Annotated in this window: 18 protein-coding genes; all 18 read right to left on the reverse strand. The window is 67.8% G+C overall.

Features of this window, described 5'->3' with window-relative positions; genetic code table 11:
* Positions 1–51: 51 nt before the first annotated feature.
* The 18 genes from RTY46_RS15855 to rpoN all read right to left on the reverse strand — a co-directional run bounded on the left by RTY46_RS15855 (position 52) and on the right by rpoN (position 17180).
* Complete coding sequence (locus RTY46_RS15855) at positions 52–2169, reverse strand: EAL domain-containing protein (protein WP_312709568.1); 2118 nt, start codon at positions 2167–2169, stop codon at positions 52–54.
* 168 nt (positions 2170–2337) lie between these two features.
* On the reverse strand, positions 2338–3129 hold the full coding sequence (fliR, locus tag RTY46_RS15860; RefSeq protein WP_312709570.1) for a flagellar biosynthetic protein FliR: 792 nt from the start codon (positions 3127–3129) through the stop codon (positions 2338–2340).
* A gap of 13 nt (positions 3130–3142) precedes the next feature.
* Positions 3143–3412, reverse strand: coding sequence for a flagellar biosynthetic protein FliQ (locus tag RTY46_RS15865; protein ID WP_005413254.1), 270 nt, complete (start codon positions 3410–3412; stop codon positions 3143–3145).
* A gap of 49 nt (positions 3413–3461) precedes the next feature.
* Positions 3462–4238, reverse strand: coding sequence for a flagellar type III secretion system pore protein FliP (gene fliP, locus RTY46_RS15870; RefSeq protein ID WP_312709572.1), 777 nt, complete (start codon positions 4236–4238; stop codon positions 3462–3464).
* Position 4239: 1 nt separating this feature from the next.
* The gene (fliO, locus tag RTY46_RS15875) at positions 4240–4647 is read right to left on the reverse strand and encodes a flagellar biosynthetic protein FliO (RefSeq protein ID WP_108749554.1); all 408 of its coding nucleotides are present in this window, start codon (positions 4645–4647) and stop codon (positions 4240–4242) included.
* Positions 4644–4979, reverse strand: coding sequence for a flagellar motor switch protein FliN (gene fliN, locus RTY46_RS15880; RefSeq protein ID WP_108753035.1), 336 nt, complete (start codon positions 4977–4979; stop codon positions 4644–4646). Before fliN ends, fliO begins: the two co-directional genes overlap by 4 nt.
* Positions 4976–5980 (reverse strand): flagellar motor switch protein FliM, encoded by a 1005-nt coding sequence (gene fliM / locus RTY46_RS15885; protein ID WP_312709573.1) that lies wholly within the window; start codon positions 5978–5980, stop codon positions 4976–4978. Before fliM ends, fliN begins: the two co-directional genes overlap by 4 nt.
* 10 nt (positions 5981–5990) lie before the next feature.
* Positions 5991–6506 (reverse strand): flagellar basal body-associated FliL family protein, encoded by a 516-nt coding sequence (locus tag RTY46_RS15890; protein WP_312709574.1) that lies wholly within the window; start codon positions 6504–6506, stop codon positions 5991–5993.
* 129 nt (positions 6507–6635) lie between these two features.
* Positions 6636–7805 carry a flagellar hook-length control protein FliK gene (locus RTY46_RS15895; protein WP_312709575.1) on the reverse strand — a complete coding sequence of 390 codons (1170 nt, stop codon included), beginning with the start codon at positions 7803–7805 and terminating at the stop codon, positions 6636–6638.
* Positions 7805–8272 carry a flagellar export protein FliJ gene (fliJ, locus tag RTY46_RS15900; RefSeq protein WP_312709576.1) on the reverse strand — a complete coding sequence of 156 codons (468 nt, stop codon included), beginning with the start codon at positions 8270–8272 and terminating at the stop codon, positions 7805–7807. Before fliJ ends, RTY46_RS15895 begins: the two co-directional genes overlap by 1 nt.
* A 3-nt stretch (positions 8273–8275) precedes the next feature.
* Positions 8276–9658 (reverse strand): FliI/YscN family ATPase, encoded by a 1383-nt coding sequence (locus RTY46_RS15905; RefSeq protein ID WP_312709577.1) that lies wholly within the window; start codon positions 9656–9658, stop codon positions 8276–8278.
* Positions 9655–10296, reverse strand: coding sequence for a FliH/SctL family protein (locus RTY46_RS15910; RefSeq protein WP_312709579.1), 642 nt, complete (start codon positions 10294–10296; stop codon positions 9655–9657). Before RTY46_RS15910 ends, RTY46_RS15905 begins: the two co-directional genes overlap by 4 nt.
* Positions 10293–11279: a flagellar motor switch protein FliG gene (gene fliG, locus RTY46_RS15915; protein WP_108751550.1), complete on the reverse strand. Its 987-nt coding sequence runs from the start codon at positions 11277–11279 to the stop codon at positions 10293–10295. Before fliG ends, RTY46_RS15910 begins: the two co-directional genes overlap by 4 nt.
* Positions 11280–11286: 7 nt before the next feature.
* Positions 11287–12933: a flagellar basal-body MS-ring/collar protein FliF gene (gene fliF / locus RTY46_RS15920; protein ID WP_312709581.1), complete on the reverse strand. Its 1647-nt coding sequence runs from the start codon at positions 12931–12933 to the stop codon at positions 11287–11289.
* A 12-nt stretch (positions 12934–12945) separates the two neighbouring features.
* On the reverse strand, positions 12946–13311 hold the full coding sequence (gene fliE, locus RTY46_RS15925; protein WP_108749563.1) for a flagellar hook-basal body complex protein FliE: 366 nt from the start codon (positions 13309–13311) through the stop codon (positions 12946–12948).
* A 562-nt stretch (positions 13312–13873) separates the two neighbouring features.
* Positions 13874–15382 (reverse strand): sigma-54 dependent transcriptional regulator, encoded by a 1509-nt coding sequence (locus tag RTY46_RS15930; protein WP_312709582.1) that lies wholly within the window; start codon positions 15380–15382, stop codon positions 13874–13876.
* Complete coding sequence (locus RTY46_RS15935) at positions 15379–15756, reverse strand: response regulator transcription factor (RefSeq protein WP_049460600.1); 378 nt, start codon at positions 15754–15756, stop codon at positions 15379–15381. Before RTY46_RS15935 ends, RTY46_RS15930 begins: the two co-directional genes overlap by 4 nt.
* A 14-nt stretch (positions 15757–15770) precedes the next feature.
* Positions 15771–17180: an RNA polymerase factor sigma-54 gene (gene rpoN / locus RTY46_RS15940; protein ID WP_312709584.1), complete on the reverse strand. Its 1410-nt coding sequence runs from the start codon at positions 17178–17180 to the stop codon at positions 15771–15773.
* Between the last annotated feature and the right edge of the window lie 64 nt (positions 17181–17244).

Genomic DNA, 17244 nt, shown 5'->3' on the forward strand with positions numbered 1-17244 from the left:
TTCGTGTGGACGGCGACGCCGAAGCAGGCCGGGGGGGCAATCGTTGACCGATCAGTGCGGCGGTGGGTTGGCCAGCTCTACCCGCGGCCGCGGCAGGTCGTGCAGCTGCATGAAACGGGCCGGGTCCACCGGCCGGCCCAGCAGGTAGCCCTGCAGGTAGTCACAGCCCAGCCGTTCCAGATAGGCGCGCTGCGGGGCGGTTTCCACGCCTTCGGCCACAATGTCCATGTCCAGCGCGTGGCCCAGGGCCACGATGGCCGAGACGATCACCACGTCTTCGGGGCTGTGTTCCAGGTCGCGCACGAAGGCGTGGTCGATCTTGATCTCGGTGGCCGGCAGGCGCTTGAGGTACAGCAGGCTGGAATAGCCGGTACCGAAATCGTCGATGGAAATGCCTACGCCCAGCGCCGAAAGGCTCTGCAGCAGGCGCAGGCTGGTGTCGGTATCACGCATCACCGTGCTTTCGGTGATTTCCAGCACCAGGTGGCGCGGGGTGATGGCATAGCGCTCGATCATATCTTCCACATCGCGCAGCAGGTGCGGCGAACTGAACTGCACCGGCGACAGGTTCACTGACATCGACCAGCTGTCATGGCCGCCATCGTGCCAGCGACGCAGTTGCTGGCAGGCCTGTTCCAGCGCCCAGCGCCCGATATCGTTGATCGCGCCGCTGCGCTCGGCCAGACGGATGAAGCGGTCCGGAGGGATCAGGCCCTGTTCGGGGTGGCGCCAGCGGATCAGCGCTTCGGCACCGGCCACGGCCTGCGTGGCCACGCGGATCTTGGGCTGGTAGTGCAGGAACAACTGGTCGGTACCGATCGCCCGGCGCAGGTCGGCCAGCAGGCGGAACTGCTGTTCGGCGCTGTCGTTCATCCAGTCGGCGAACAGCACGAATGCGTTTCGGCCCGATTCCTTGGCCTGGTACATCGCCGCATCGGCGAAGGCCATCAACTGGCGTTCGCTGGCGGCGTGGTCGGGACAAATGGCAACGCCGATGCTGGCGGTCACCTGCATTTCGTTGTCGGCCAGCAGCGGGCCGCCGCCTACCGCTTCCAGGATGCGCCGGGCCAGGGTCGGCAGGTCTTCGTCGTGTTCGATGCGCACCACCAGCACAAACTCGTCGCCGCCCAACCGGGCCAGCATGTCGTTGGGCCGCAGCAGCTGGCGGGTGCGCTCGGCCACGGCCACCAGCAGGGCGTCGCCGGCCTGGTGGCCGTAGGCATCGTTCACCTGCTTGAAGCCGTCCAGATCCATGAACATCACCGCGAAGCGGCTGCCGCCCTGTTCGGCCTCGGCCAGCGCCTGCACGATCCGGCGCTGCAGCAGCAGGCGGTTGGGCAGGCGGGTAAGGGGGTCGTGCAGTGCGGCCTGGGTCAGTTCCTGTTGGGCGTCGGTCAACGAGGTGCTGAGCAGCGAATTGCGCAACCGCAGCAGCTGCGCCTCCACCCGCTGTTCCAGCCAGGACACCACCAGCACCACCGCCAGGATGGCCACGGTCAGCACCACCACCATCACCGCCAGCCAGGTGCTGCGCAGGCCATCGCCGACGGCGGCCCCACACACGCTGCCTTCGGGGAAGCGGGCAGCGGCCATGCCGGTGTAATGCATGCCCACGATGGCCAGGCCCAGCAGGCCGGCGGCGGTCAGCCGATCAACGTTGCGGGTGTTCTGTGCGCGCAGCCGGAAGGCCACGTACAGCGCGGTCCACGATGCGGCCACGGCCACCAGCAGCGACAGCGCCAGCCATACTGGCTGGTAGTCGATGCCCGGCTGCATGCGCAGCGCGGCCATGCCCACGTAGTGCATGCTGGCAATGCCGGTGCCCATCAACACGGCGCCGCCGGCCAGGCGGCCATGCGGCAACGTGCGCTGCGACACCAGCCACAGCGCGAACACCGACGAGGCGATGGCCAGTGCCAGCGATACCAGGGTGATGGGCAGGTCGTAGCCCAGTGGAATGGGCAGGTCGAAGGCCAGCATGCCGATGAAGTGCATGGACCAGATGCCCAGGCCCATGGCGAAACCGCCGCCCAGCCGCCACCACCAGGTGGCCCCGCGGCCGGGTGCGGTAACCGTGCGCCCAGCCATGGCCAGGGCGGTATACGAAGCCATGACCGCCACCAGCAGCGAGGTGACCACCAGCCATGGGTTATACGTGCCTACCAGCATTCGTCAGTCTCCCGGACCTGCCTGTCAACGGAAAAACTACGGTGGGGCAAGGCTACGGCAAACGGCCGTGTGCAGCGTCGGCCGCGTGCGGCGTCCCCCTGGTCGCCGCGCATTCACTGTAACGCGTGACCGGGGGGGCAGGGCAATCAACAAGATGTGATGAAGTTCTCATTGAGTGACGGCGCCGGCGGCCTCGAATGCGGCGTCGAACATGCGCTGCACGGGCGGGCCCATTTCTCCGGCCAGCAGAGTGAGCAGGAACAGGCCCAGCAGCAGCGACACCGGCAGGCCCAGCTGGATGGGGTTCAGTGCGGGCGCCGCGCGGGCCAGCACGCCGAAGGCCAGGTTGACCGCCAGCATGGCCACCACCAGCGGAATGGCCAGGGTGAGGCCACCGCGCATCACCGTCAGCAGGAAGGTGGGTGCGATGCTGAAGAAGGCCTGCGGGTCGGGCAGCGGTGCACCGATGGGCAGTGCGCGGTAGCTCTCCACCACCAGTGAGATCAGTGCCAGGTGGCCGTTGGCAGTGAAGAACAGCAGGCCGAACAGCAGGTAGAACCATTGCCCGATCACGCCAGAGGTACCGCCGCGCAGGGGGTCGCTCATCTGTGCGAAGGCCAGGCCGGTACCCTGGGCCACCAGTTCGCCGGCCAGCGCGCCGGCCTCGAAGATCAGCCGCAGCAGGAAGCCGATGGACACACCGATGGCCAGTTCGCGGGCAATGGTAAGTACAGTGGCGGCGTCGAAGCCGGTCCAGTCCGGTACCGGCGGCAGCAGCGGGGCCAGCGCGATGGAAAGCGTGGCCGCCAGCATTACCCGCACGCGGGCCGGCACCGCGCGGGTACCGACCATGGGCATGGCCATGGCCACCGCGCCGAAGCGCAGCAGGGTCCACAGCACGGTGCCGATCATGCCGAAGGCCTGCAGGCCGTCGGCGGCCATCTGGGTGGCGGCGTCCATCGCGGCGAAGTTCCTAGCCGATCAGGTGTGGAATGCGCTGGAACAGCAGCGTGGTGAATTCGACCAGATGGCCGATCAGCAGGCTGCCGAGCGCAAACAACACGGCGGTGAGTGCTGCGGCCTTGGCCACGAAGGCGATGGTGGGCTCGTTCAACTGGGTCGCGGCCTGCACCACACCCACCACCACGCCCACCACCAGCACGGTCAACAGCAGCGGGCCAGCCACCCACAACACGGTAATCAGGCCGCCACGCAGTTCAGTCAGGGCAAGTTCGGGAGACATAGTTGTTCCATTGGTAGCGCCGGGCCACGCCCGGCGGTGCATGTTTGATTCACGCCGGATTGAAGCTGGCCGCCAACGTACCCACGGTCAGCACCCAGCCATCGACCAGCACGAACAGCAGGATCTTGAACGGCGCCGACACCAGCATCGGTGACAGCATCATCATGCCCATCGACATCAGTACGCTGGCCACCACCAGATCGATGATCACGAACGGAATGAAGATCAGGAAGCCGATCTCGAAGGCGGTCTTCAGTTCGCTGGTAACGAAGGAGGCGACCAGCACCGGGAACGGAATCGCGTCGGGGCTGGCGTAGGTGCCATGGCCGGCAATGCCGGCGAAGGTCATCAGGTCGGTTTCGCGGATCTGCGCCAGCATGAAGGCACGCAGCGGCTGGGTGGTCAGCGTCCAGGCGGTCTGGAAGTCGATATCGCCGTTCAGGTACGGCGCCATGCCGGTGCTCCACGCCTTGTCCCAGGTGGGCAGCATGATCATCGCGGTCAGGAACAGGGCCAGGCCCAGCAGCACCTGGTTGGACGGCGTCTGCCCGGTGCCCAGCGCCTGGCGCAGCAGGCCCAGCACGATGATGATGCGGGTGAACGAGGTCAGCACCAGCAGCATCGACGGAATCAGGGTGATCGCCGTCATCAGCAGCAGGGTCTGCAGCGGCAGGCTGACCGGCGCGCCGCCGATCTTGCCCACGTTTACATCAGGCAGCGACGGCGGTGCGCCCGGCGCGGCAAACGCCAGCGCGGGCAGCAGGCACAGGGCGATCAGGATCAGCCACGGCATCAGGGTGGCAAAGCGGCAACGGGTCACGCGCATGTCAGGGGTCCTTGCGCAGCCGCTGTTGCAGCAGCTGGGCGAAATTCGGCAGGTTCTTCAGGTCCGGCACGCGCACCGGCGCCGGCGGCGGCAGGGGCTCGGACAGGGTGTGCAGGGTATTGATGCTGCCGGCGGTGACGCCCAGCAGCAGCTGCTGGCCGTTTACTTCCACCACCACCACGCGCTCTTTGGCGCCTACGGTCAGGCTGGCCACCAGCTTCATGCCTTCGGCCGGGCGGAAGCCGCTGCCGGGCAGGCGCTTGAGCAACCAGCCCAGGCCGATCACCAGGGCCAGCACGGCCAGCAGGGCCAGCACCGCGCCGAACAGGCTCGGTGCGGTGGCGGCATGCTGGCCGATCTGCGGTGTTGCCTTCGCAGCGGCCTGCGCGGTGGCGAGCAGCAGGCTCAACGCAGTCTCCGGATCCGCTCGCTCGGGCTGACCACATCGGTCAGGCGCACGCCGAAGCGGTCGTTGATCACCACCACTTCGCCGTGGGCGATCAGGGTGCCGTTGACGAACACGTCCAGCGATTCGCCGGCGCCGCGTTCCAGTTCCACCACCGAACCTTGGTTGAGCTGCAGCAGGTTGCGGATCGGCAGGCGGGCGCGGCCGACTTCCAGCGACAGGGTCACCGGCACGTCCAGGATCACGTCCAGGTTCAGGTCCGGACCCTGTGTTTCATCGGCCTGCAGGCTGCCGAACTGGGCCGGGGTCGGTTCGAGGGCGTCGATATCGTTCATTGCGGGTCTTCCTGGAGGACGGGTACGCGCGGGCGGGTCCCCGGCGGATGGGTAGCGGTGACTTTCACGGCGTTCATGCCGTTGGCGATGCCGAATTCGCCGGTGAACACGGGGATGTTTTCAACGCACAGCGGCACCTGGGTGTTCAGCTCGATCGGCAGGATGTCGCCCACCTTCAGCTGGGTCAGGTCACGCAGGGTCATGCGCTTGCTGGCCAGCACACTGGACAGGGTCACTTCGGCGATGTTGAGCTGTTCGCGCAGCATCACGCCCCAGCTGGCATCGCGGTCGTTGCGATCGCTCTGGATGCCGGCGTCCAGCAGTTCGCGGATCGGTTCCAGCATCGAGTACGGCAGGGTGACGTGGATATCGCCGCCACCGCCGTCCAGTTCCACGTGCAGGCGGCACACCACAACGTATTCGCGCGGGGTGACGATGTTGGCGAAGTGCGGGTTGATTTCCGAATTGATGTATTCGAAATCCACTTCCATCACCGGCGCCCAGGCTTCGCGCAGATCGGCGAAGGTCTGCTTCAGCAGCAGGTGGATCACCCGCATTTCGGTGGCGGTGAATTCGCGGCCTTCGATGCGGGTGGGGTAGCGCCCGTCGCCGCCGAAGAAGTTGTCGACGATGGCGAACACCAGGGTCGGCTCGAACACGATCAGGCCGGTGCCGCGCAGCGGCTTGAAGCGGATCAGGTTCAGGTTGGTCGGCACATACAGCGAATGCATGTAGTCGTTGAACTTGATCAGCTCGATGCCGCGCACGGACAGCTCGGCCGAACGGCGGATCAGGTTGAACAGACCGATGCGCCACAGGCGGGCGAAACGCTCGTGCACCATTTCCAGCGTGGGCATGCGACCGCGGATGATGCGGTCCTGGCTGGCGAAGTCGTAGGAACGGGCTTCGCCGGACGGCGGCTCCGGATCGGTTTCGACCGCGCCGCTGTCCACGCCATGCAGCAGGGCATCGATCTCATCCTGGGACAGCAGGTCATTCATCGGTAGGCCCTTACTGGGTCACGAAGCTGGTGAACAGCAGATCGTCGGCGCCGTTGCTGCCGGTCTCGGCCTTCAGCACCTTCTGCACGGCGGCCAGCGATTCGGCCTGCAGCTTCTGCTTGCCGGCCACATCGGCAATCTGGTCGGGGCTGACCTGCGAGAACAGCATCAGCAGATTGGCGCGCAGTGCCGGCGCATGGGTCTTGATCGCCTCCAGCGCAGCGGCATCGCGGGTCATCAGCTGCACTTCCACCTGCAGGTAGCGCGGACCGTCGATCGGACCGTTCAGATTGACCACGAAGGCCGGTTCCAGCGCGAAGTACTGGGCCGGGGCCGGGGTGGCGCCCTTCTTCGGGGCTTCGGCGGTGGCCGGTTCGTGCTTGCTCTGGGTGAAGAACCAGACGCCGGCGCCGGCGGCACCTGCGGCCAGAACGGCCACCAGGGCGGTGATGAGCAGAGGACTGCGCGGCTTGGCGCTCTTGTCCTTGTCGGCGGTCTTCTTGGTTTTGTCAGCGGCTGCGGCCACGGGGTGAAGCTCCTCAGGGGTTGCTTCACAGGGCTATGCAAGGGGTGTGCCGCAAGGGTGGGGAAGGGCGGCGACGGATTTCCGTCGGCACCCCGTTCCCGGTAGTGGCCAACCTTGGTTGGCCTTGCGTTACGCGTAGGCGTCCAGCAATCCGCGCTGGCGGATCAGCTGCGCCGCCGACACCGTGGTGTCGCCCAGCGACGGTTCTCCGTCACCGATGCGGCCGTTGCCGCTGCCGCTGTTCTGGCCCGACGTTCCGCCGTCGCTGTTGTTGTGGTGGCCCACATCGGCGTGGGCCAGCTGGAAGCCCTGTTCGCCCAGCAGTTCGCGCAGGCGCGGCAGGCTGCTTTCCAGCGCCTGGCGCACATCCACGTGCGGGCTGCTGAAGCTGGCGTGCACCTTGTCGCCGTTCATCTGCAGGCGCACGTCCACCGGGCCCAGGTCTTCGGGGTTCAGGGTGATGTGGGCGTGGCCGATCTTCTGGTCCGCCAGCCAACCGACGCGGGCGCCGATGGCCTGGTCGAAGCCTTCATCGCCCAGCACCGGGGTGGGGGTGGGGTCGCCGGTGAACACCGGCGTGCTGGCCAGCGCGGCCTTCAGGTCCTGCAGGGCGGCGGGCAGGGCCACCTGCAGCGGTGCGGTCACGCTGCGATCGCTGCCGAACAGGCTGTCCGCATCGTCCGCGCCATCCAGCGTGGCCTGTGCCAGCACCGTACCGGGCAGTGGCAGTTCGATGCCTTCGCCATCGGTATCGGCTGCGGCGGCCGTCGCCACGCCGGTGGCTGGCGTCGTGCTGGTGGCGGTGGCCGCGGCGGGCAGCGTGGGAAGTGCAGCCGGAACCGCGCTGGGAAGGGCGTCGGCCTCCGCGCCCGCCGCGTTGGGCACTGCAGGCACGCTGGGGTCGGCCACCGGCGGCACCATCAGCGCCAGCCCGGCCAGGCCCAGCGGCGGCCACGGCGCGTCGTCGCTGTCGGTCGGTGCATCCTTGTCGGTGGCCGGGGCCGTGCTGTCGGTCGTGCTGGCGGCGACCCCGGTCGTTGTCGCGTCGGCGTCGGTTGCGTCCGCGGACGTGGCCGGCGGCGTGCGCGCGTCGGCGTTGCCTGCATCGGCGCTGGTCGGCTTGGTCGCCGGCTTCGTTGGGCTGCCTGCGGTCTTGGCGGCAGGCGTGTTGCTGCCGCCCTGCAACATCTGGTCGAAACCGCTGCCGCTTCCAGCGTCGCTGCGGTTGCTGCGCGCGCTGCTGCCGGTGGAACCGGTGGTGCCGGCGGCGGTGCTGTTACCGGTCAACAGGGAAGGCATCACGCGCGGCCTCCCTGCGGGTCGCTGTCCGGATCCGTGGCCTGCGCCAGGCGGGCGCGGCGGGCGCCGATGTCATCCATCTCGCGCTGGTCGCGGCGGTCGGTCACCACTTTCTCCTGGGCGCGGTAGCTGGCGGCCAGCTGTTCCAGCACTGCCTTGTCACGGCTGGCCAGGATCAGGCGCGCGCGCTCGGCTTCCACCTTTTCGCGGTTGCCGTTCACGGTCTGCTGCTGCTGTTCCACCGCGCTGTCCAGGCGGTCCAGGAAGGCACGGCGGTTGAGCAGCTGCGCCGGACTGGTGGCGGCCATCTGTGCGTTTGCATACTCCTCGGCGTAGCGGCGCAGTTCGTCCAGCCGTGACAGATGGGTATCGAGCACGCGCTGGCGCTCGGCCAGGTCGCGGGCCACCGCGTCTTCGTGTTCCTGCGCCCGCTTCAACAGCGGGTCGATGCGCTTGGACTGTGTCATGGCTTAGTTCTCTTGTTCCACCAGGCGTTGCAGCGCGGCCTGGCTGTGCGGAAGATCGGCGGCCTTGGCCACGTCCTGGCCGAGGAATTCCATGATTTCCGGCCAGCGTTCCAGTGCTTCGTCGGTCGCAGCATCGTTGCCGCGCTGGTAGGCGCCAATGGCGATCAGGTCGCGGTTGGCCGAGTAGGCCGACACCAGGCGCTTCAACTTGCGGATGCGCAGGCGCCAGGGTTCGTCGGCGATTTCCGTGACCACGCGGCTGACCGACGATTCCACGTCGATGGCCGGGTACAGGCCACTGTCGGCCACCCGCCTCGACAGCAGGATATGGCCGTCGAGGATGGCGCGCGCCGCATCGGCAATCGGGTCCTGCGGGTCATCGCCTTCGGTCAGCACGGTGTAGAACGCGGTGATCGAACCGCGCCCCTTGGCGCCGTTGCCGGCACGTTCCACCAGTGCCGGCAGCTTGGCAAACACCGACGGCGGATAGCCGCGGGTGGTCGGCGGTTCACCCACCGACAGGCCGATCTCGCGCTGGGCCTGGGCGAAACGGGTCAGCGAATCCATCAGCAGCAGCACGTTCAGGCCCTGGTCGCGGAACCATTCGGCAATGGCGGTAGCGCGGTAGGCGCCGTGCAGGCGCGCCAGCGGCGGACGGTCGGCCGGGCTGGCCACCACCACCGCGCGGCGCAGGCCTTCTTCGCCCAGCGTGGTTTCAACGAAATCGCGTACTTCGCGGCCACGTTCACCGATCAGGCCAACCACGATCACGTCGGCCGCGGTGTAACGGGTCATCATGCCCAGCAGCGTCGATTTACCGACGCCGGAGCCGGCGAACAGGCCCACACGCTGGCCACGGCCGATCGGCAGCAGTGCGTTGATCGCGCGCACGCCCACGTCCAGCGGCTGGGTGATCGGTTCGCGCGCCAACGGGTTGATCGACACGCCGGCCATGCCGACGTGGCCTTCGGCGCGGATCGGGCCCTTGCCATCCAGCGGCACGCCATCACTGTCGATCACCCGGCCCAGCAAGCCTTCGCCCACTTCCACGCCACCACGGCGCGCGGACGGTACCACGCGCGCGTTGGGCAGCAGGCCGTGCAGCTCGGCGCTGGGCATCAGGTAGGTACGTTCGCCGGCAAAGCCGACCACTTCGGCATCCACCCAGCCGCCGTCGACCACTTCCACCTTGCAGCTGGCGCCCAGTGGGGCCTCGCAGCCGACCGCTTCCAGGGTCAGGCCCACCGCGCGGCGCAGCACGCCCTCGCGGATCAGGCCGCGTCCGTGCGCGGTATCCACCCGCAGGCTGTCCAGGCGGCCAGCCAGGCGCAGGTTGCGGGCCACGGTCCAGTCGGCCGGCGGCGGCAGGTGCGAATCGGTGTTCATGCATTGGCTCCGGTCTGGCGGATCACCGCATCCAGGGCGCCGCGCAGGCGTGCTTCCAGGGTGCCATCCACGCGCACCGCTTCGGCGTGCACGCGCAGGTCGCCGCGGCTCAGGCTGGTATCGGGCACCAGCCGCTGCTGCGGTGACAGGGTCAGCAGCGGTGACAGGGCGGCGATGTCATCGGGGTGCAGGCGCACTTCCACCTCGCGGGTGGCGCCGCCGACCGCGTCCACGGCTTCGCCCACCAGCTGCGCCAGCAGGGCCGGGTCGGCCTCGTAGGCGCGGCCGACCAGGGCGCCGGCAATGCGCACGGCCAGCTCGCCCAGCGCACCGACCACTTCATTTTCCAGGCGCACCAGCGGGCGGCTGAAGTTGTCCAGGATGCCTTCGATCTGCGCGACCAGGCGGCGCACCTCGGCCTGGCCCTGGCCATAGCCATCGCTGTGGCCCTGGGCAAAGCCTTCCTTTTCCGCGCTGTCCTGGATCGCCTGGATCTCTTCCAGCGTGGGCAGCTGCAGCACCGGCTCCGGCTCGTGTTCCGGGTCGGGTTCGGTGAGCTCGAACACGTCTTCCTCTTCCAGCTCCGGTTCGGGCTGGGCCAGCAGGTCCGGGGCAAGCCAGCGCACGACGTTGCTCACAGCATGGCCTCCGCGCTGCCGCCGATGGTGACCGTGCCTTCATCGGCCATGCGCTTGACGATGGCCAGGATCTCGCGCTGCGCGCCTTCCACGTCGGACAGGCGCACCGGGCCGCGTGCTTCCATGTCTTCCAGCAGGATTTCGGCGGCACGCTGGGACATGTTGCGGGTGATCTTGTCGCGCACCTTGATGTCGGCACCGCGCAGGGCCAGGCCCAGGCGCTCGCCGCTCACTTCGCGCAGCACCAGCTGCATTTCGCGATCGTCCAGGTCCACCAGGTCGTCGAACACGAACATCAGGTCCTGGATACGGCCGCTCAGCGGTGCGTCGATGCGCGCGATCTCGCCCAGGATCGCCTGGTCCTGGCCGCTGTCCATGAAGTTGAGGATGTTGGCCGCGCACTGCACGCCGCCGATGTTGGACGACTTCAGGTTCTGGTTGCCGGCGAACTGGCGTTCCATGATCTCGTTCAGTTCGTTCAGCGCATTGGGCGGAATGCCGTCCAGCGTTGCGATGCGCAGCAGCACGTCCACGCGGGTACGTTCGGGCAGCAGCTTCAGTGCATCGGCGGCCTGGTCGGTTTCCAGGTGGGCCATCACGATGGCGATGATCTGCGGGTGCTCGTTGCGCACCAGGTCGGCCACCGCGCGCGGGTCCATCCACTTCAGTGCATCCAGGCCGGTGGTGTTGCGGCCCAGCAGGATGCGGTCGATCAGGTTGCCGGCTTTTTCGCTGCCCAGTGCCTGCACCAGCATGTTGCGGATGTAGTCGTCCGAACCCACGCCCAGCGAGGTCTTCGAGCCCAGTTCCTGGCTGAACTGGTCCATCACCCGTTCCACCTGCTCGCGGGTGATGTCGGTCATGGTCGCCATGGCGATGCCGATCTTCTGCACTTCCTTGGGCTCCATGTGGCGCAGCACTTCGGCCGCGTCCAGCTCACCCAGGGACAGCAGCAGCACGGCAGCGCGCTGTACGCCGGTCAGTTGTGCCTCAGTCATTGGCCACCCAGCCCTTGACCACCTGGGCCACGCGCTTGGAGTCGGTCTTTACGGCTTCACGGGCCATGCGCAGTCGTTCCTCATATGAATCCACCGGCAGGGCCAGTGCTTCGGCCCCGCCCAGGCTGGCCCGGTCGGCGCCCAGCGCCGGCAGCGGGGTGCCATCGTCATCCACCAGCTGCACGTCCGCGCTGTGCGGTTCCAGTGCAGCCTCGTCTTCCTTCCTGGTCTGCCCGGTAATGGCGCGCAGGGCAGGGCGCAGCACGCCGAACAGCAGGGCCAGCACCACCACCGCACCCAACAGCATGCGGCCGGCATCGTGCACCCACGGCAGTTCCCACCAGGCCGGGCCTTCCACCGGCGTGGTATCGCGCACGAACGGGGCATTCATCACCGACACGGTATCGCCGCGCTCTGCGTTGAAGCCCACGGCCTGCTTCACCAGCGCTTCCACGCGGGTCAGCTCGGCGGCCGACAGCGGCTGCGGGGCGACCTTGCCGTTGGCACCGGCGCGCGGCACGTTGTCCACCAGCACCGCCACCGACACGCGCTTGATGCGGCCGGCCGGCTGGCGGGTGTGCTGCAGCGTGCGGTCCAGCTCGTAGTTGCGGGTGGCGTTCTTGCTGCTTTCGGTCGGCGTCTGCGCGGTCGGCGGCGCGGCCGGCTGGCCCGGCGGGCTGTTGCTGGTCGCCCCCGGCACGCCCTGCGGGCCCGGCGTGGTGCTGGTGTTCTCGCTCATCTGCTCGCTGCGCAGCTTCTGCGGTTCACCGTTGTAGAGTTCGCGCGCCTCCTCGGTGACCGAGAAGTCCATGTCCACGGTCACTTCCGGATTCACCCGGCCCGGGCCGGTCATCGGCTCCAGCAGTTCGCGGATGCGCTGGTTGAACGAGGTTTCCTGGCGGCGCACCTGTTCGAACTGGGCGGCGTTGACGGCCGCTTCGCTGTTGGGGTCGCTCACGCTCAGCATGCGGCCGCTCTGGTCGACCACGGTCACCCGTTCCGGGGCCAGGTCGGGAATGCTGGCGGCCACCATGTGCACGATGGCATCGACCTGGCTGCGTTCCAGCTGCTGGCCGCCGCGCAGTTCCAGGGTGACCGAGGCGCTGGCCACATCGCGCTGGCGGGTGAATGCGCTGGGCTTGGGAATGGCCAGGTGCACGCGCGAATCGCGCACTGGGCGCAGCGTGTTGATGGTGCGCGACAGCTCGGTTTCCATCGCGTGCTGGTAGCGCGCGCTTTCCACGAACTGGCTGACGCCGAAGCCGGGGTCGCGCTCCATCAGTTCAAAGCCCAGCTTGCCACTGTCGGTCAGGCCGGAGCCGGCCAGCTTCAGGCGCGCATCGTGCAGGTTCTTTTCCGGCACCACGATCCCGCCGGTGGCCGGATCCAGTTCGAACGGAATCTGTGCGGCGCGCAGCAGGTCGGTGGCTTCGGCGGTGGCCTTCTGGTCCAGGCCGGTATACAGCGGCACCATGCCCGGCTTCTGTGCCCAGAAGAACACGGCAAGGCCTGCCGCCACCGCGACGGCGATCATCGCCATCAGGCCCAGGCGGCGGGTGATCTGCAGACTTTGCAGCCGATCGAACCACTGCCCGGCCTTCTCGGCGTTCAGGGATTCCTTGGAGAGCGTCAGTGCCATGCGGTTGGATCCTTACAGCGGCATGTTCATCACGTCCTGGTAGGCCTGGACGAGACGGTTGCGGACTTCCACGGTGGCGCGGAAGGCGATCTGGGACTGCTGCGAGGCGACCATCACCTTGGCCAGGTCGGCGCTGGGGTCACCCATTTCGAAGGCCTTGGCCAGGGCGCCGGAGGTCTGCTGGGCGTCGTTCACGCTGGACAGGGCGCCGCGCAGGGTTTCGGTGAAGCTGGGCGGCTGCACCTGCGGGGCATCCAGCACCGCGTTGGGCAGGGCATTGCTGCGCGGCGCTTCGGCCAGCGGGTTGAGCGCGGGCTGTCCCATCTGGGTCTGATAGGAGCGGATCTGGGAAAGGATCGAAGTGACGGAGTGGGACATCTGCAACGGTTCCAGAAACAGGGATGGGGGCGTTCGTCTGGAAGCAGTGCAAGTGGCGTGCCGAAACCGGTTTTTGATTCAGAGTGGTGAGGGTGGGTGTGTATTTTGCGGGGTTGCACCCCGCCCCCCGCAGAATCAACGGCAACGTCAACGTCAAAAGCGGGTTTCCTGGGGATGGCGAGGTAGGCCCGGTTGCGGGGGACGCCGTGAATACGTCCCTGTAGGCTTGGCCGCGGCATCCATGCCGCGGACACCCCCGCAACCGGACCCACCCCGCCTTCGACAGTTGGTCGCGATCTCATGGTGGGTGCCGACCGTTGGTCGGCACTGCTCGGATGGGGTCAGATCCCGTTGCAACGCAACGGGCTCTGACCCCGGTCGTGGTGTCATTTAACCGGCGTCGGTTTCTTGGCCTGGCGTGGTAGGGGACCGTGGCCGGAATTCTGGCGCTGCAAATGCGAAGGGGTCGGATCCCTTTCCCGCGGAAAGGGCTCCGACCCCTCTGGGATCGCGTGGGGTCAGAGCCCTCCCTTCGGGAGGGGTCTGACCCCGGTGGCTACGCTCAGCTGGCCAGTTCGGCCGGTTCGCGCTCGATGCCGTACTTGCGCAGCTTTTCCACCAGGGTGGTGCGGCGCAGGCCCAGCAGCTGGGCGGCGTGGGCGACCACGCCCTGGGTGCGCTCCAGCGCTTCGTTGATCAGGCCCAGTTCGATGTTGGCCATGTGGTTGCGCAGGTCCAGGCCGTCGTCGGGCAGGGCCGCCGGGGCGTTGCCGCGGTTCACGGCAATGCCATGCTCCAGCGCCGGCTGGCCGCCGCTGCCGGGGGTGTGGAAGGAGAAACTGCGCAGGTCCAGGCGGTCTTCGCTGGTGGCCACGGGCGCCGGGGCCGGGGCCGGTGCTACCGGGGCCAGCGCGGCATCGCCGCGGTAGCGGGCCGGCAGGTCCTGCACGCGCACCGAGCCACCCGGATGCAGCACGGCCAGGCGCTCGACCAGGTTGGTCAGTTCGCGCACGTTGCCCGGCCATGCGTAACCGGCCAGGGCCTGCAGGGCCTCCGAGGTGAAGCGCACTTCGCCACGGCCGGTGCGGGCCAGCTGCGCAGCGATGGTTTCCACCAGCGCAGGCAGGTCTTCGCGGCGCTCGCGCAGGGCCGGTACGTCGATCGGGAACACATTCAGGCGGTAGAACAGATCCTCGCGGAACTTGCCTTCGGCAATGCGGGTCTCCAGGTCGCGGTGGGTCGCGGCGACCACGCGCACGTTGCAGCGGATGGTCTGGTTGCCGCCCACGCGCTCGAAGCTGCGTTCCTGCAGCACGCGCAGCAGCTTCACCTGCATCGGCAGGCTCATGTCGCCGATTTCGTCCAGCAGCAGGGTGCCGCCCTCGGCCATTTCGAAACGGCCCTTGCGCGCGGTCAGTGCGCCGGTGAAGGCACCCTTTTCGTGGCCGAACAGTTCGCTTTCCAGCAGCTCGGCCGGAATGGCGCCGCAGTTGATCGCCACGAACGGACCGTCACGGCGCGGCGAGCGCTGGTGGATGGCACGGGAGACCACTTCCTTGCCGGTGCCCGATTCGCCCAGCACCAGCACGGTGGTGTCGAAGGCGGCCACCTGCTCGATCATGGTGCGCAGGGTGGTCACCGCCGGGCCAGTGCCGGTCGGCCCCTGGTCCTGCACGGCGCCGGCCTGGTGTTCGGCATCCAGCCGCTTCAGGCTGGCGCGGCGCAGCAGGGCTTCCATCTGCGCATGGCGCAACGGGGCTTCCAGCGGCCAGATATTGGCTTCGTGCAGGCCATGCTGGTGGGCGAACGTGGCGGCATCGCCATCGGCCAGCAGCACCGGCGGCGGCAGGCTGCTGCCACCCAGCCACGCATACAGCGCAGTGCTGGCGGGGCTGTCGTCCAGGCTGCCGACGATCACCGCCATCCAGTCGTTCTGGCGCTGGCGGCCCAGGTCGAAGTCGGCCGCGTCGGACACCCAGCGCGGGTTGAAATCCATGAATTCCAGCAGGGCAACGGTGCGCTCGGCGCGCACGGCATCGTTGTCCAGCACCAGGATGCGCGATTCGCTCACGATCGATCCTCCCTGAGGCCTTCCAGGATCGGCATGACTTCCTGGATATAGGACAGCTTGCTGACGAAGTTGTCGGCGCCGGCGCGCAGCGCGTGTTCGCGGTGCTCGACGTCGTCGAAGTGGCTGGCAATCACGATGTAAGGTGCATCGTCCTGCGACTTGATCAGGCGGGTGGCCTGCAGGCCGCCCATTTCCGGCATCGCCAGGTCCATCAGCACCACCTGCGGGCGCAGGCTTTCCGAGCGCTCGATCGCTTCCAGGCCGTTGCCGGCGCTGCCAACGATCTGCAGCCAGTCGATCTTGCGGAAATGACGCATGGCGGCGTTGATGAAGCCTTCATGGTCATCGACCAGCAGCACTGTGAGCTTGTTCATGTCCAACATCCTTTTCAGCCCACCCGGGCCAGCTGGGGTTGCCTGGCGCTGATCCGGCGCCGTTCGCGGGCCGGAGCGATATCCAGTTGTTCGCGGTATTTTGCGACGGTTCGGCGGGCAATGTTCACCCCCTGTCGCGACAGCAGGCCGGCGATGGCCTCGTCGGCCAGCGGGCGACCGGCCGGTTCGGCGTCGATCAGGCGGCGTACCATGGCTTTCACGGCCTGCCCAGACACGCTGGCACCTTCCAGGCGCACGGCGAAAAAGTGCTTCAGCTCGAAGGTGCCGCGCGGGGTCTGCAGATACTTGCCGGTGGTGATGCGCGAAACGGTGGATTCGTGCATGCCGATTTCTTCGGCCACTTCCTTCAGGGTCAGCGGTGCCATGGCTTCATCGCCACGGACCAGGAAGGCAGCCTGGCGTTCGACGATCACCCGCGCGGTGCGCAGCAGAGTGTCGTAGCGCATGGACAGGCCGCGGCTGAACCAGCGGGCTTCCTGCAGCATTTCGCGCAGGGCCGGGGCAGCATCGGCGGTGTCGGCCAAGGCCTGTTCGTACTGGCTGTTGATCGACACGCGGCGGCTGGTGGCCGGGTTCAACGCCACCTTCCACTGCTCGTCGGCATGCCAGGCCACCACGTCCGGTACCACGGCCACGTTGCTGTCGGTCTGCAGGCTGTCGCCCGGGCGCGGCTGCAGGGAAAGGATCAGGCGCACTGCTTCGCGCACGTCGTCCACTTCGGCGTCGTGCTGGCGGGCCAGGGCCGGGTAGTCGTGGGCTGCCAGGGCGTCCAGCGCGCCTTCCAGGATGCGCCCGGCCAGGTGCCGGCCCGGTACCAGGCCCTGCAGGCTGTACAGCTGGGCCAGCAGGCATTCGCGCAGGTCCTGCGCGGCCATGCCGGCCGGTTCGCCGTGCAGCAGCTGCTGACGGATGGCTTCCACGCCTGCGGCGTCGACATCGAACTGGGCGCTGGCCAGCAGGTGCAGCTGGGCCAGCGGGGCCTGCAGGTAGCCGGCGTCATCGCAGTGTTCCAGCCAGAACGCGGCGATGGCCAGGCCACGGTCGTCCAGGTCCAGTGCCAGGCGCTGCAGCACGCGCAGCTGCGGGTCGCTGGATTCGCCGGCGGCAATGCGTGCCATGCGGTCATCGTCGCCGTCCTGCCAGCTGGTGCCGGCCACGTCCCACATCGACGATTCGGGCAGCTCGTCGAATGCCGCCGTTTCCAGGGTGGTGGCGGCGGCATCGCTGGCGTCGGCAACGGGCGCTTCGGCGTCTTCGATTTCCAGCAGGGGATTGGAATCCAGCAGCCGCTGGATTTCCTGTTCCAGATGCAGGCCATCGAGCTGCAGCAGGCGGATCGACTGCAGCAGCTGCGGGGTCAGGTGTAGTTGTTGGCCCAACTGGGCCGAGAGTGCAGCCTTCATCGCGGTTCCCCAGCACCGCTCCCCGGTGCCTTGTGGAACACATCTTGCTTTTGATCCGGCAGGT

It is taken from the genome of Stenotrophomonas sp. (assembly GCF_032056425.1).
Classification (GTDB): Bacteria; Pseudomonadota; Gammaproteobacteria; order Xanthomonadales; family Xanthomonadaceae; genus Stenotrophomonas.

Excerpts from the sequence above, each read along its gene's own strand:
- RTY46_RS15855 (WP_312709568.1), bottom strand. The coding sequence starts at position 2,169 with ATGCTGGTAGGCACGTATAACCCATGGCTGGTGGTCACCTCGCTGCTG.
- fliR (WP_312709570.1), bottom strand. The coding sequence starts at position 3,129 with ATGGACGCCGCCACCCAGATGGCCGCCGACGGCCTGCAGGCCTTCGGC.
- RTY46_RS15865 (WP_005413254.1), bottom strand. The coding sequence starts at position 3,412 with ATGTCTCCCGAACTTGCCCTGACTGAACTGCGTGGCGGCCTGATTACC.
- fliP (WP_312709572.1), bottom strand. The coding sequence starts at position 4,238 with ATGCGCGTGACCCGTTGCCGCTTTGCCACCCTGATGCCGTGGCTGATC.
- fliN (WP_108753035.1), bottom strand. The coding sequence starts at position 4,979 with ATGAACGATATCGACGCCCTCGAACCGACCCCGGCCCAGTTCGGCAGC.
- fliM (WP_312709573.1), bottom strand. The coding sequence starts at position 5,980 with ATGAATGACCTGCTGTCCCAGGATGAGATCGATGCCCTGCTGCATGGC.
- RTY46_RS15895 (WP_312709575.1), bottom strand. The coding sequence starts at position 7,805 with ATGCCTTCCCTGTTGACCGGTAACAGCACCGCCGCCGGCACCACCGGT.
- fliJ (WP_312709576.1), bottom strand. The coding sequence starts at position 8,272 with ATGACACAGTCCAAGCGCATCGACCCGCTGTTGAAGCGGGCGCAGGAA.
- RTY46_RS15905 (WP_312709577.1), bottom strand. The coding sequence starts at position 9,658 with ATGAACACCGATTCGCACCTGCCGCCGCCGGCCGACTGGACCGTGGCC.
- fliF (WP_312709581.1), bottom strand. The coding sequence starts at position 12,933 with ATGGCACTGACGCTCTCCAAGGAATCCCTGAACGCCGAGAAGGCCGGG.
- fliE (WP_108749563.1), bottom strand. The coding sequence starts at position 13,311 with ATGTCCCACTCCGTCACTTCGATCCTTTCCCAGATCCGCTCCTATCAG.
- RTY46_RS15935 (WP_049460600.1), bottom strand. The coding sequence starts at position 15,756 with ATGAACAAGCTCACAGTGCTGCTGGTCGATGACCATGAAGGCTTCATC.
- rpoN (WP_312709584.1), bottom strand. The coding sequence starts at position 17,180 with ATGAAGGCTGCACTCTCGGCCCAGTTGGGCCAACAACTACACCTGACC.